11 protein-coding genes are annotated in these 13,829 nt (G+C 65.6%); 7 read left to right on the top strand and 4 right to left on the bottom strand.

The window, feature by feature from the left end:
- The first annotated feature begins 28 nt into the window (after nucleotides 1–28).
- Genes KF733_09870 through murB form a run of 3 tightly spaced genes read left to right on the top strand, consistent with a single transcriptional unit; the run spans nucleotide 29 to nucleotide 2,585 of the window.
- A complete protein-coding gene (locus KF733_09870) occupies nucleotides 29–1,060 on the top strand; it encodes a hypothetical protein (GenBank protein ID QYK55309.1) in 1,032 nt (343 codons plus the stop codon).
- Complete coding sequence (tsaB, locus tag KF733_09865) at nucleotides 1,057–1,629, top strand: tRNA (adenosine(37)-N6)-threonylcarbamoyltransferase complex dimerization subunit type 1 TsaB (GenBank protein ID QYK55308.1); 573 nt, start codon at nucleotides 1,057–1,059, stop codon at nucleotides 1,627–1,629. Before KF733_09870 ends, tsaB begins: the two co-directional genes overlap by 4 nt.
- Nucleotides 1,626–2,585 (top strand): UDP-N-acetylmuramate dehydrogenase, encoded by a 960-nt coding sequence (murB, locus tag KF733_09860; protein QYK55307.1) that lies wholly within the window; start codon nucleotides 1,626–1,628, stop codon nucleotides 2,583–2,585. Before tsaB ends, murB begins: the two co-directional genes overlap by 4 nt.
- A 6-nt stretch (nucleotides 2,586–2,591) precedes the next feature.
- Here the strand turns inward: murB and KF733_09855 are convergent, their stop codons facing one another.
- From KF733_09855 to KF733_09840, 4 genes are all read right to left on the bottom strand, one after another.
- Nucleotides 2,592–3,317, bottom strand: coding sequence for a hypothetical protein (locus KF733_09855; protein QYK55306.1), 726 nt, complete (start codon nucleotides 3,315–3,317; stop codon nucleotides 2,592–2,594).
- Nucleotides 3,318–3,911: 594 nt separating this feature from the next.
- Entirely contained in the window at nucleotides 3,912–5,303 is a 1,392-nt protein-coding gene (locus tag KF733_09850; GenBank protein QYK55305.1) for a glycosyltransferase family 4 protein, read from the bottom strand.
- A 104-nt stretch (nucleotides 5,304–5,407) separates the two neighbouring features.
- Nucleotides 5,408–6,385 (bottom strand): GTPase Era, encoded by a 978-nt coding sequence (gene era / locus KF733_09845; GenBank protein ID QYK55304.1) that lies wholly within the window; start codon nucleotides 6,383–6,385, stop codon nucleotides 5,408–5,410.
- A complete protein-coding gene (locus KF733_09840) occupies nucleotides 6,378–9,551 on the bottom strand; it encodes a hypothetical protein (GenBank protein ID QYK55303.1) in 3,174 nt (1,057 codons plus the stop codon). Before KF733_09840 ends, era begins: the two co-directional genes overlap by 8 nt.
- A 203-nt stretch (nucleotides 9,552–9,754) precedes the next feature.
- On the opposite strand from KF733_09840, the gene KF733_09835 reads away from it, so the two are divergent.
- From KF733_09835 to KF733_09820, 4 genes are all read left to right on the top strand, one after another.
- Nucleotides 9,755–11,638 (top strand): flagellar hook-length control protein FliK, encoded by a 1,884-nt coding sequence (locus KF733_09835; protein ID QYK55302.1) that lies wholly within the window; start codon nucleotides 9,755–9,757, stop codon nucleotides 11,636–11,638.
- An 8-nt stretch (nucleotides 11,639–11,646) separates the two neighbouring features.
- Nucleotides 11,647–12,069 (top strand): hypothetical protein, encoded by a 423-nt coding sequence (locus KF733_09830; GenBank protein QYK55301.1) that lies wholly within the window; start codon nucleotides 11,647–11,649, stop codon nucleotides 12,067–12,069.
- Between the two features lie 3 nt (nucleotides 12,070–12,072).
- Nucleotides 12,073–12,438 carry a hypothetical protein gene (locus tag KF733_09825; GenBank protein ID QYK55300.1) on the top strand — a complete coding sequence of 122 codons (366 nt, stop codon included), beginning with the start codon at nucleotides 12,073–12,075 and terminating at the stop codon, nucleotides 12,436–12,438.
- A gap of 125 nt (nucleotides 12,439–12,563) precedes the next feature.
- A complete protein-coding gene (locus tag KF733_09820) occupies nucleotides 12,564–13,808 on the top strand; it encodes a flagellar hook protein FlgE (GenBank protein QYK55299.1) in 1,245 nt (414 codons plus the stop codon).
- Nucleotides 13,809–13,829 lie beyond the last annotated feature (21 nt).

Below are 13,829 nucleotides of genomic sequence, written 5' to 3'. Positions count from 1 at the left end.
CTTCCGAATCGTCTAGTCTGGGACTACTATGGCATGCGCGCTGATCGCCGCCGTTCTGCTCTCCGCGCAAGAGGCGCCCCAGAAGCAGGTTTATTCGGATCCGAAGCTGGGCCTTTCCCTAGAGATGCCGGCCGACTGGACCATGCGCAAAGAGCGCGTCGGCACGACCATCGAGATTCCCCTCGCGAACAACGGCAAGGCCACGGCCCAGATCTATAACGCGGTCTTCCGCCAGACCGCCGAGGAGTGGCAAAGCGTGCAGAAGGAAGTCAGCGAGGCCATGGGCCGAACCGTGGAGAACCAGTGGCAGGAGGAGTTCCTCGGCGTGCCCATGCTGTTCACGCGGCTGCGCTATGCGGAAGAGGGCGCCCGCGTCTCGACCTTGGTCGGCTTGCTTTATTCCCGGACGCCCGAGAAGTTCCAGTTCCGCATGACCGCGCCGGTCGAGCAGGCGCCCGAGGCTGAGCAGAAGTGGCGCGACGCCTTGCTTACGCTGCGCACGATCAGCGGCCAACTTCCGGAAGGCGAAGACCCCAGCCAGCCCGTCATCGCGCCGCAACCCAAGAAGAACACGATCGTGCTGAAGCCCGCGGACGCAGGCAAGGGCGACGGCTATGTCGGCCCAGTCCGCGCGCGCGTGGGCGAAGCCTCGGATCCCTACGACATCTTCCTTCCCGAGGGCTGGCAGCTCGCTTCCGACGGGACGCTGACCCACCCGAGCCTGAGAGGTCGGATTATGCTCACCGCGCGGGGCGGGACCGCGATCGAGGCGCTGCGCGCCCTGACTGCGGACGCGTCCGGGAGCCTCAAGGAGTACGACCAGGTGCGGCTCCGCAAGGACGCCGCGCCGAAGTACAACCGGGCGGGCGCCGAGGTCGCCACCGTTTGGCGCTATGGCACCAAGGACGGGGCCCCTCTCAACGTGCTGCACGCGATCGGCTTCAACGATCTCGCGTTCTGGCTGCTCACCTATCGCTCGGTCGACGACGCCACTTTGAAAGCGGACACGGAACTGGTCAACGATCTCTTGGCCAAGTTGCTTGCCCGGCGCGGTTCATGAAGCTTGTCTGCAGCACGTCCAGCCCGTGGGTGAGCGCGGCCCTTTTCTCGGCCGAGGGAGTTTTGCTCGGCTCGGCAGGCGACGAAGGCTTTGGCCGCGCGAGCGGCACCCTTGCCCGGCTGGTGGGCGAGGTCTTGCGCTCAGCGGGCGTCGAACTTTCCCAGGTAGAGGTCTTCGTGGCGGACACGGGGCCGGGGAGTTTCACGGGCGTGAGGGTCGGCGTGACGATGGCCAAGGCGTGGGCGTTTGCCCTCCAGCGTCCCTCAGCCGGACTCACTGCGTTCGACCTGGTCGCTTGCGACCGTGACGTCTTCGTGCCAAGCCGGAAGGGAGAGTTCTTCTTGCGCCGGGCAGCCAGCGGGGAAGTCGAGCGCGTGCCCGCGCCTCCGATCTGCGCGGTGGGCTATGGCCTCCCCCACCGTCAAGGCGTGGTGCCGGACGCTGCGAATGCGGGGCCGCTCCTCGCCCGGCTCGCGACGATGGACCCCGCCGCCCTGGTCCCCACCTATCTCGCCGAGCCCAGCATTTCGACTCCGAAGCGGGCGTTCGGCCTGGGTGGCACCGCATGACCGCGACCCCGTTGGATCCCGGCCGTATCGACCGCAACCGCTCGCTCAAGCCCTTCACGACCTTGCGCGCGGGCGGCCCGGCGGAGCGCTTCGTCCGAGCGGCGACTGCGGACGAGTTCGCGGAGATGACGGCGTGGGCGCACCGGTCCGGGATGCCGCTCACGGTCCTCGGGTGGGGCAGCAACGTTTTGCCCAGCGATAGGGGCGTGCCCGGTATCGTCGTGCTGAACGAGGCGCGGGCGATCGAGATCGGCGAGGAGGGCGTCGTCACCGCCGACTGTGGCTGCGGCTTCCAGGAGCTCTTCTTGAAGTGTGCGCAAGCGCGGCTCGGGGGGCTGGAGTTCGCCGTCGGGATCCCGGGCACTCTCGGCGGGGCTCTTGTGAGCAACGCGGGCGCTTATCGCTCGAACGTCTCCGAGTTCCTTGAGGCGATCGAAGTCGTGGTGGACGGCGCGCGCCAGTGGGTCGAGCCTGCCTTCATGCGGTTCGCTTATCGAGACTCAATCTTGCGCCGTGCCACCCCGCCGCCGGTCGCGCTCGTGCGGGCAAGGTTGCGGCTCCCCTCGCGCCCGCCGAAGGCGATTTACGACGAGGCGCGGGAGTACCAGCGGCAGCGGATCCTAAAGCAACCGTCGCCAGCCAGCGCGGGCAGTTTTTTCAAGAACGTTTACGACGAGCGGTTGGCGGACGGGCTGCCCGGGTTGCCGGCGAGCCTGCGCGAGGCGGGGGTCGTCCCGGCGGGCTATCTCATCCAGCACACCGGTCTGGTGGGCTACCGCCACGGGGGCGCGATGATCGCGCGCCGCCATGCCAATTTCATCGTCAACGTGCAGTCCGCGACGGCGACCGAGATCCGCGAGCTCGCCCAGATCGCGCGCCGCCTGGTCCAAGACCGTTTCGGCGTCTCGATCGAAGAAGAGGTGCTGTACTTGGGGGATTGGTCGGCGTTCGAGTGAGGCCCGTCAACCCACTCTCTTCGTCGCGGCCCTCTCAAGAATGGGCCAGGATTCTGGGTCTCTCATGGAAGCCAACAGTAGCTGGAGTGAAACCTGCAACACGCTGCCGGCTTGTCGTATCTCTCGGCTTCTTAGCTCGTCGAGTGCCGCCCCAAGGCTGGAAAGACAACGTTCGCGCGATCCGAAGTCTAGTGCGATCGGATCGACTGGCCATTGTCTCTTGTCCGATCGTTCGAAAGAGCACTTTGCGATGAAGTCGGCGTAGGGTTCGTCGAGAAAGAAGACGCTGAAGAAGTCCGTCACGTGCCCTCGTCCAGGGTCTACCGCCATCCCGTAAAGGAGCTTCTTTTTGACGCGAGGGAACAGGGAGCGAGAAACTCCCAGTTCTTCCACCCCTTCCCGCAAAATTCCCTCAAAGATTGCCTCGTCGAAGGTCTCGCGTGCGATGTCGCTCAGGTCGAGTGAGCCGGACGAGGAGGGGACAAGGTCACCTACATCGTTTGTATTGTCGATTGTCTGGACCTGAACAATAATCTTGAAGTCGCTAGTGACGAAGATGCCGCTGATGCCGATGTGATGGGCGGACAGCGCGTCATGATACTCGTGCCAGGACTTATCGTTCGCTACGAAGGATTCCCCGTCATAAACTTCGCCTTCAAACTTTGCAAGAGCCCAGCCTGTCATTAGGCAGGTAGCGAGATACGAGAAGTAGTCCGATTCTTGGAGGCGCACAAGCGAGCTACTGTCCTGTAACTCGCTTGGTGGTGAAACCAGGCGCAGTTTTCTATCGTTGTGCGTGTTTGGAAAGCGCTGTAAGAGAGCATAGGGAGTCACCCTGATCGCTCCTGGGGTAAGAGGAAACTTGCCAGTGAGGGCTATCCCCTTTGGACAACCTTTCCGAAGAAGGTGTCTATTCAGTTCTGGGTAAGTAAAGCAATACCCGCGAGTGGTCACCACGGCCGTCGCGCCGGGAGGGTGGCGTTTATCGAGCGTGATCCTAGATGCTTGGAGGCTCTTGTCCGTCCAGAGCTCACCTAGCTGAATGACGACGCCCCTATAGGTAAGCAGTAGGGCGATTCCACTTGCCACTGTTAGTGAAGAAGAAAGGGGTGATGCCCAAAGGCCCTCGTTAGTAAACCCGACGAGCCCCCAGGACACCGCCCAGATGGTGCTTAGGAACGACCATCGGAGATCCACTCGATGCCGATAAAAATAGACGAACCGGTCTTTCTTAGTGCGCAGCCATGTCGACCTATTGCGGTGCAACCTGCTTTCAAACGGATTGCGCATGTTCTACAGGATTTCTTTTCATTTGGAGGTCGGGCCTCACGTGTCTCGCTCTTCTTCTTCCGTCTTGCCTGCGGCCAGGGCGGCGTCCGGGTCGATCCGGGATTCTGGGATCGCCACGGGCGACATCGGGCGCGGCACATAGGCGCCCGTGAGCGCCTTGTCCCGGACTCGCAGCCGCTCGGCCCGCTCTTCCGCACCAGGGGCCAACGGCCACAGCGTCCGATCGACCCAGTAGCTCTGGGTGAACTCCTGCCAGACGCGCTCGTAGACGCCGGCGGTCTGGCGCGCGATGTTCTCCCAGTTGAAGTCGGTGTCCAGGCGGGCGCGAGCCTTCTTCTTCAGCTTCGCGGCCCGTTCGGGCTCGCGCAGCACGCGGAGGATGGCCCAAGCCAGCGACCCATGGTCCCCTGCGTAGCTGCTCGTGCCGGTCTCGTCGTGCAGGACGACCTCATTCAGCCCGCCTGCATCGCTCGCGACCACCGCGCACCCCGCGGCCATGCCTTCCAAGGCCACGATCCCGAAGGGTTCGTAAAGGGAAGGGAAGACGGCGACGTCCGCGACCCGGTAGAGCTGGTGGAGCGAGCGGTTCGCCATGAAGCCCGTGAAGAGCACCTTGTCGCGCAGCCCATACCAGCGGACGAACCGCTCGAGGTTCTCCCGGTACCCGCCGCCGACGATGACGAACTTGGTGTTTGGTTCTTCAGCGAGGACCGCGCTGGCCGCGTTCAAGAGGATGTGGATGCCCTTCTCCCGCACAAACCGGCCCACGTACATCACGATGTTCTCGTCCGGGCGGGCCAGGCGCCCGCGCCAGGTCGCCTCCTCTTCCGCCGTCGCGTCGAACTCGAACTTGGCCGGGTCCACCCCGTTGTAGATGACGTCGACCTTGTCGGCCGGACAGCTGAAGTACCGCTCGACTTCCTCTTGCATGAATTGGCTGCACACGATCACGCGCCAGGCTTCGTAGGTCAGCCAATATTCCTGGTCGTGGATGTACTTGCTGATGCCGGTGCGGATGCCGTTGTTGCGCCCCCATTCGGTGGCGTGGACGGTCGCGACGACGGGGAGCTGGTACTCGTACTTGAGTTCGCGCGCGGCGTCCAGGCTCAGCCAGTCGTGGGCGTGGAAAAGGGTCGGCTGACCGCCCGGGCGCCAATCTTCCAGGAGCCGGCGCACGCGCAGGTCGGTCGCCTTGTTGAGCAGCTGGATCTCGTGGACGAAGTTGTGGGGCTCTTGGTCCAGGTGGACACGGTGCACGTGGACCCCGCTCGGCTCAATTTCCTCGTCTGGGGCGAGCGGCGTGTGCTTGGTGACGACATGCACTTCGATCCCGAGCTTGACGAGTTCCTTGGAGAGGTCGAATACGTGGGGACTGATCCCGCCGACGATCCTCGGCGGATATTCCCACGAGAGCATGATCACGCGCATCCGCTGGACAGTCTAGCCCGTGTCGCCGGGCGCGTTCTGGAGGACGAATCGAAGTGGGCCCCGCGCGCTTTCTCGGCTTCCTTTGGCCGCCTTCAGATCGACGCTTAGGTCCTCAACCCCAACTCGCCAAGCATGCGCAGGTTGTCCCGCCATTGCGACCGGACCTTTACGAAGAGCTGGAGAAAGACGTGCCGTTCGAGCATCTCTTCGATCTCCATTCGCGCCTCGGTCCCGATCTTCTTCAGCATCTGTCCTCCCCGGCCGATGACGATCGCCTTTTGCCCTTCGGTCTCGACGAGGACGACCATCGAGATGTGCACGGTGCCCTCCGGGCCTCCCTCACCCCCAACCCCCTCACCCCCGGAGGGGCGTGGGGGCTCCGGAGCCTCGGGCGAGGGGTCTCCTGAGTCGTCCCATTCTTCAACGTACACGTGGACGGCGTGGGGCACTTCTTGCCGCGTGAGGCGCAAGATCTTCTCGCGCACGAGCTCTGCCGCGAGCTCGCGCATGGGTTGATCCGTCACCTCGTCGGGGTCGTAGAGCGGGGTGCCCTCCGGCAGGAGCGAGACGAGCAGTTCGACGAGCCGGTCCACGTTCTGCTCCCGCGTCACGCTGGTCAGCATGATGTGTTCGGTCGGGAAAAGGGCAGCATAGGCGTCGTAGTGCGACTGCACGTCGGCCGCCTTGAGCAGGTCCATCTTGTTTAGGCAGAGGACGAGCGGCGGGCCGGCACCAGCCCCCTGGCTCGAAGCGACCATCTCCGCCAAGGTCCGGTCGTCCTTGCCGGGCATGCGGCTCGCGTCGACCATGACGAGCACAAGGTCGACGTCGGAAAGCGATTGGCGCATGGTCTCGTTCAGCATCGCCCCCAGCCGGTGCTGCGGCTTGTGCAGTCCGGGGGTGTCGGCAAAGACGATCTGCCAATCGGGCCGGGACGCGATGCCGAGGATGCGCCTCCGCGTGGTCTGCGCCTTGTCGCTGACGATCGAGACCTTTTGGCCGACGACGGCGTTGACCAGCGAACTCTTGCCGACGTTCGGCTTGCCGACGACGGCGACCAGTCCTGCGCGGAAACTACTCACGCTTTCGGAAGACGACATTCATGCTCTCGCTGTCCCGGGCCCGGTCGGCTCCTTCGCGCCGTGCCGTGGCGACCTCTTCGCTGCCGTGGCCGTTCACGCCGCGTCGGCGACGTCGCCTCCTTCGGCCTCGCGACCGTTGGCGGCCGTCGCCCGCGTCGTCGTCTTCGTCCGGCTCCTCCTCGGGATCCAGCAACGAAGGCTTCAGCAAAAGGTCGTCGGCCAGGTCGTCGCCCCAGCTCTCCTCCACCCATTCGTCGAGCTTCATGATCGCGATATCGAAGCTGACGGCCTCCCAGTGCAGGGTGTCGTCGCGTTTGGGCGGCGGCACCTCCATGCGCAGGAGTTCGGCGGGGTCGTTCGCGATGAGGTGCTCGACCTCGCCCCGGAGGCCGACCACGAAGGAGTGGGAGGCGCCGTCGAGGGCGTGGAAGTGTAGGCTGTTCGATTCGGTCGGCATCCACTCGCCTGTGTTGAGCGAATAGGCCGCCCACTTTTCGGGCAAGGCGACGGTGCGCAGCCCGGTGCCCGTGCAGTGCACGGTGAGGAACGGCGGCCGGACGTGCACGACGTCGTCGGCAAAACTCCAAACATGGGCGCCCGCAAGCTGGCCGAGCGCGCGGAAGAGCCCCGGCGATACGATCGGCTCCCCAAGGAAGACGCTCGTCCAGTTCTCTTCAAAATGGCGGACGACGAAGCTGGGCAGGCCGGTCGCGCTGTACTCGCCGAGGACGCGGCCGTCCTCGGGAATGGCGAAGTAGCTCGGCTCGAGCTGACCCCCTGCGGTCATGGCCTTGTCCGGCAACCCCTGGCAAAGGGGATCGCGGAAATTGAGGATGGTCGTGCCCGTCTTGCTGTTGAAGGGTTGCGGCCGGAGGGCGATTCCGGTGACCTCGCGGACGCGTTCCAGGCTCTCGCGGCCGCCTTCGAAGAGGCCCGCCGCGTACATCCAGAAGAGCACCTTGCCGTCACGTTGGAGGCGCGTCTTAATGGCGGAGCGGACTTCGGGGCGTATGTCCCATGCGTTGGTGAAGACGTAGAGTTTCGAGTCCGGGAAGTTCTCGCGGTGGGCGAGGTCGCTGAGCAGGTAGAAGCCGACGCTCAGCCCGGAGCGGAGCACCGACTCGCGCACGTTCTGGACGAGCGCTTCGAAGGCGAGCGGGTCGATCAGGTAGGCGAGCGAGCGCTCGTCGATGAAGACGGCGACGTCGGGGGCCTCGAAGGGGGCCGCCAGACGCCAAGTGAGGGCGGTGGTGGCGCGGCCCGCCCGCTCCCAGATGCCGAGCGAGTTCAACCAGCCGTTGCCCCAGGTGTCCATCCAACAGATGCCGGCGCAGTGGGCCAGGGCAGAGCCGATGCCCCGCCAGTGGACGCTCTCCAGGGCCTGCGGCGTCTTCATCACGGGGTTGAAGTCGTCCGGTTCGCGCCGTCCGCTGATCGGGGTCTTGAAATCCTCCTCGCTGATGTAGAGCTTGCCGTTCAGCGCGATGGAGTCGATCGGGCCCGGGAAGGGGGCGCTTCCGCCCGGCTCCCGGTTCCGATAACTCGGAGGCCCCGCGATGTAGTCGATGTCCGGGGACCGCAGCACCTTACCGAGCGAGAGGTGGCCGCTGTGCGGGTGCGACCATTCGAAGGTATAGCCGTAGCTGACGCCGACCAGGTACCGCCCTTCGCTCGCGGCCTTGACCGTATAGGCAAGCTGGGTGATCCGGTCGCAGGTCGAGTCGCTGAGGTAGAGGTGGTAGTCCACCCAGGGTCGGGCCTTGCGGTCGGTGCGGACGAAGGCGTGCTCCGACCGGCGCAGGTCCTGCTCCTCGGGGACGCCGACCGTCTCGAACTGGACTTGGCCGTCGAACCAGGAGGCGCGCAGGGTGACGGCGTCCTCGCGGTACCGGTGGCGGAGCCACGTTCGGAAGCCTTCCTGGGCGGCGATCGAGGTGTCGTAGCCGTTGGCCGAGGAGATGAACCACTCGCCGCGCTCCAGGTGCAAACCGAGGACATTGCCGCCCGTGTCGAGCTTGCTGACCTTGGCGACGAAGTCGCGCACGCAGGTCTCGGCCTCCTCCCAAAACTGGTCGTCGCAAATGCTCGGATCGGCGACGCCGCCGTCCTCCGAGAGGTACCGCGCCCGCGGAAAGCGGTCTTCCCACCCGCTCGGCGCGACGAGGACGGTGCGAAGGAGTATCTGGGCCTCTGGGTCGACCGCGGAGACTTTCTTGACGAGGTAGAGCGCCGCGGCGACCGCGTCGTTCGACGCCCGTCGGTCCACTTCAAGCTCCACAAGGAGCGAGAAGAGGTGGATTCCTTGCTCCGAAGCCAGCTTGACCTCTTCGAGGACGGTGGCGAAGTGCGACTCGTCCTGGGCCGAGGCGAAGAAGCAGACGGGCGGGAAGACGGTCTTGTGCCGCACGATGACGGGCACGCCGTCGCGGGAGACGACCCGTGCCGCGTCGTCCGGGATCGGCACCGGTTCACGCCTCTTGCGGGTCTCCGTCTTAGGCGCCTCGGGCTTGGGCGCCTCGCGCTTGGGCCGGGCAGCCTGAAGCTTGGGCGCGGGGGTGGGCTTGGCCACGACCTCTGCCGTGATGGGTGCTTCCTGTCGGTCGCGGCGTCGCTTCGTGCGGCTTCGGCGCGGAGCGAGCGTGGCTTCGCCCGCGGCCGACTCTACGACCTCGGCGGGCTCTTCCTTCGGGGCGCTGGGCTCTTGGGACCGAGGCCTCCACTGGATCGCGTCGGCAAGCTCCGGCTCCGAGTCCCTGCGTTCAGAAGTGGAACGGGCTCGTCTGACGGGTTTGGCGTCCTCATCCCGGGCGGGTTCGGCCTTGGGCTCCGGCGTTGCGGACGGTTCCTCAGGCTTCTTGCGCCGCGAAGAGGCCCGTCGCGCCGGCTTTTCTTCGACCGGGGGCTCCGGGTTGGCGACGGGGGCTTCGACTTCTTTTCTCGCTCGGGTGCGCCGAGCGGCGGGCTCGGCCTCGGGAGCCTCGACCGGCTCGGGTTCCGGCGCGGTCTTGGCGGCGGCCCGGCCCCTGCGACCGGCCCTCGGCTTATCCTCTAGGGGTTCCGCAGCCGGGGTCGGTTCCGGCTCGGCCGGTTTGGTGGTGCGCCGAGACCGCGTTTTGGCGGTGGTTTCGGTCGGCGTTTCGACTTCTGGTTTCTTTCTAGTAGGCATGGACGGTCATGCAAATGCGGGGAGCGGCCGATCCCCCGGTTCGACCTCCAGGCATATTTGCCGAGATCGTGCGCCGGTCGGGATGCCCGGAGCCGCCTGCGGAGCCAGTATGGCAGAAGTAATGGGCTGATTCGGGCAAAGACTCCTAAGTTCTGGCTTTCACTCTTCCGACCATTTCCTGTAAGCGTTCACAGGAGCGAGTCATGGACATCCTAGCCGCAACCGTACCAAGTCGAACCGCAGCCGAGTGGAAGGCCAACCAGGCTCTGCCACGCCCTTCCGCCGGGACGAGCGCGGATCCGGCGCCTTCGGCGACCCCCCGGGCCGCTGCCGAGCAAGCGCCCCAAAACCTCTACGACCTGATGGTCCTGTCCCAGTCGAAGACCCAGGCGCTCGGTGACGACGCCTTGGCCATCGACTTGCAAGATCCCGAGGTCAAGGCCGCTCTGAAGGCGGTGACCTTGCCGCCCAACCCGGCGGCGCTCCAGGCGAGCCTGGTGCAAATCGGGCTCTGGACGCCTTCGCCGAAGGCGGAGGGTCCCACCCCTGTGCCGAACGCACAGAGCCTGAGGGCGGCGATCGAACAGCTGCCGATTTCGGCCGCCCAGCGCGAAACGCTGGCTTCGTCGCTTCCGCTTCCGCATGCGGACGCCCGCGCTTCAGAGGTCATCGACCTGGGCCGCCGAGTCGTCGTGCCGAAGCCCAAAGCGAACGGCGACCTGCCGTATCCGACTCCAAAGCCGTCGGCCAACGGGGTCACCGAGGTCCCGAATCCGAAACCCGGGCCGACCCCTGACAATGTCGCCAATCCGAACCCTGGCCCCAATCCGGGGACGGACCCGGACTCGGTGCCTGACCCGTCCGCGAACGGGCGTCGTCACGAGCCGCTCCCCGGTCAGGGCCCTTTGCCCCTGCCGCATGCGGACCAAGAGCTTGACGGCGACCTCGTGAGGGCGCTCCGCCCGCAGATCGTGGCGAGCAAGACGGGCTCGAACAGCCCTGCGCCGAAGGCGGAGACCTCGCCGACGCCGCAACCCCACGCGATCCACGTCGTCGAAAATCCGGGCGCGCCCCCGGTCGACCTGCCGAAGACCACCGCCGGAACGGTCCGGACCGAGGACCCCGAGCAGCCCGTCACCCACGCGACTTCCAACCAGAACGCGACCGATTCGGCCCCCAGCCCCAACGCTCGCACCGAGCGACGGCAATCGGGCGGCGACCCGATGCCGCGTGTCGAGACGCCCAAGACGAAAGCCGGGCAGACGCCCGCGCCGAACGCGGGCAGTACCGAACCGGTGAAGCCGAAGGACGTGCCTGCGCCCGCCACGAAGCCGGTCGGCTTCAGTGCGGCCCCGGTGAAGGAGGTCGGGATCGGCAAGCTTGACGAGCCGCAGCCGAAGGCTCAGCCCGCCACCCCCGTCGCCGTTGCCAAGCAAGAAGAGCTTGGCGAGCTGACGCAGGGAAGCAAACCGGCCCCGAACGCGAAGGAACTCGAAGCGGATGAGACCGCGCCGAGGGCCACCGCTGCCCAGCCGAAGGCGTCGGCGGTCCACCAGGCTCCTTCTGACACGGCGCCGCACGTCACGGTCACGCCGAAGGCGGCCGCGCAGAGCGCTAAGCCATCCCCCTCCGCGACGAACACGCTCTCTGCAAGCCAGGCGAGTTCTGTGCTCCGCCAGCTCGCTGACCGGGTGCAGACCCTGATCACGGCTCGCCAGGCGGGCGAAGTCGTGGTCCGGCTGGATCCCGCGGACCTGGGCTCGATCACGCTCTCCGTGACCTCCCTGGGCAACCGGGTGGACGCCGAGGTCAAGGCGACCCACGAAGGAGTGCGCCAGGCTCTGCAGGCGGGCCGCACCGAGCTCTTCCAACAGATCGAGAACCGGGGCATGACCCTGAACTCGTTCAACGTGGGAGCCGACCAGGGCCAAGCGGGCGGCCAGGCCGCCAACTACATGGGTGCCCACGCGGAAGCGGTCCGGTCAGCGCAGCTGGCCGCGGCCTTCACCGGTCCCCGCCAGGCCGAGACGCCCGAGCTGACCCCGCGCGACCCCTTCACCACCAACGCGCTCGATTTAGCCGCTTAGGAAACCCCATGGAATCCATCAACCTGCAAACCGCCTTCCAATACTTCGGGCAAGGTGCCCCGAAGGCCAAGAAGAACGAACTCGACATGTCCGCGTTTATGCGGCTCCTGACGGTCCAGCTGGCCAACCAGAACCCGTTGGAGCCCATGAACGACCGTGACTTTTTCGCCCAGATGGCCCAGCTCGGCCAGGTGCAAGGCATGGGGTCGCTCCAGTCTTCGCTGGAGATGAGCCAGGCCGCCGCCCTGATCGGAAAGACGGTGACTGCCGTCCGCCCGATGACGGACGGGTCGACCGGCAAGTCCTCGGTCGTGACCGGCAAGGTGGAGACCGTTTCTATTCGAGACGGGGAGCGGATCATCACGCTCCGCGAAGAGAACGGCGGCCTTGTCGACGTCAAGCTCTCCAACATCCAACAGATCAAGTCCTGACCCATGAGCGCACCCATCCAAAACGCAAGCGTCCAGCGGCTCCTTCAGTCTCAGCAGACTCCGAAGAAGCCGTGTGAAAAGCCGTCGGTCGGCGAGTTCGACGCCTTCTTATCCGACAAGCTGAAGCTGAGCGGCCACGCACGGACCCGGTTGCAGAGCCGGGACATCCAGTTGGACGAACGCGCCTGGGAGCGTGTGCTCAACGGCGTCGACAAGGCGGCTGAGAAAGGCGCCCGCGACGCCCTTGTCATGGTGGACGACGTCGCCCTCGTGGTGAGCGTCAAGAACCGCACGGTGATCACGGCCGTCGACCGGGAACGGTTGAAGGAGAACGTGTTCACGAACATCGACAGCGCCGTGATCGCCTGAGGCGAGAACGGCCCCGACCGCGGACGACACCTGGTCTTGGAAGTGGACTGGCCCGAGAGGGCCGGAGCAGAAAGGCCGGCAAGTTCGCAAAGCAACCTTATCGAGAACTAGCCATGCTCCAAGCCATGCTTGCTGGCGTCGCCAGCATTAAAGCGCAACAAACGCGCATGAACATCATTGGCAATAACCTTGCCAACGTCAACACGACCGCCTACAAGGGCAGCCGGGTCACGTTCCAAGACATGCTCGCCCAGACCATCCGAGGCGCCTCGCGGCCCACGAGCGGTCTCGGCGGTACCAACCCCGTCCAGTTCGGCCTCGGCGTCTTGGTCGCCGGCACGGACGTCAGCAACGAGCAAGGCTCCTTGAACGCGACGAACCGACCGACCGACTTCGCCATCCAGGGCAACGGCTTCTTCGTCGTCTCGAACGGCGACCGTCTCGCCTATTCGAGGGACGGTGCCTTTGACCTCGACGCGAACGGCGACATCGTGCACCGGGCCACCGGCGAGCGCATGATGGGCTGGACCGCAGACCAGGCGACGGGCGACATCGACACGAACGCGCCGATCGGCCCCGCTTCCGCGCTCCGCATCCCGATCGGTGCGCGCACTGCCGTCCAGGTGACGACCCAGGTCGACCTTGCGGGCAACCTGGACTCCCGCGTTTTCACCCAGGCTGGTGCGCAGTCCACCCAGCTCACGATGCGCGTTTTCGACACGCTCGGCACAGAGCACCTCTTGACGCTTACCCTGACGGAGTCGAGCTCCAACCCCAACGAGTGGGACTGGACGGTCGCGGGCTCGAACGGCACCACCGTCAGCGGATCGGGGACCCTCACGTTTGACCCCTCGAGCGGCACGATGCTGACCGGCAGCCCGGGCGCCATCACGGTCTCTCCGCCTTCTGGTTCCGGTGTCCCGAACTTCAACATCGACCTGAACTTCAGCGAGGTCTATCAGCGCGCCTCGGACATGCAAGTCCAGATGAGCAGTCAGAACGGCTTTGCGCCTGGCTCGCTCTCAGCGTTCTCGCTCGGCCCGAACGGGGTCATCACGGGCCTTTACACGAACGGCTTGACGCGGCCGCTCGGCCAGATCTCCATGGCGATCTTCCCGAACGCGAACGGCCTCGAGCGGACGGGCAGCAACCTCTGGCGCAACACCGACAACTCCGGCATTCCCGTAATCGGGACCCCGAGCTCGGGCGGCCGCGGGTCGGTCAACGCGGGCTTCTTGGAGCAGTCGAACGTGGACATCGGTAACGAGTTCACGGACCTCATCGTCACCCAGCGCGGGTTCCAGGCGAACACTCGCGTGGTCACGACGGTCGACGAAATGCTGCAAGACCTGATCAATATGAAGCGCTAAGCTTCCTCAGCCTAAAGTCCC

Source organism: Fimbriimonadaceae bacterium (genome assembly GCA_019454125.1).
Taxonomy (GTDB): domain Bacteria; phylum Armatimonadota; class Fimbriimonadia; order Fimbriimonadales; family Fimbriimonadaceae; genus JALHNM01.
Note: the sequence above shows the minus strand (reverse complement) of the source record. Positions and strands in the feature narration are given on the sequence as shown.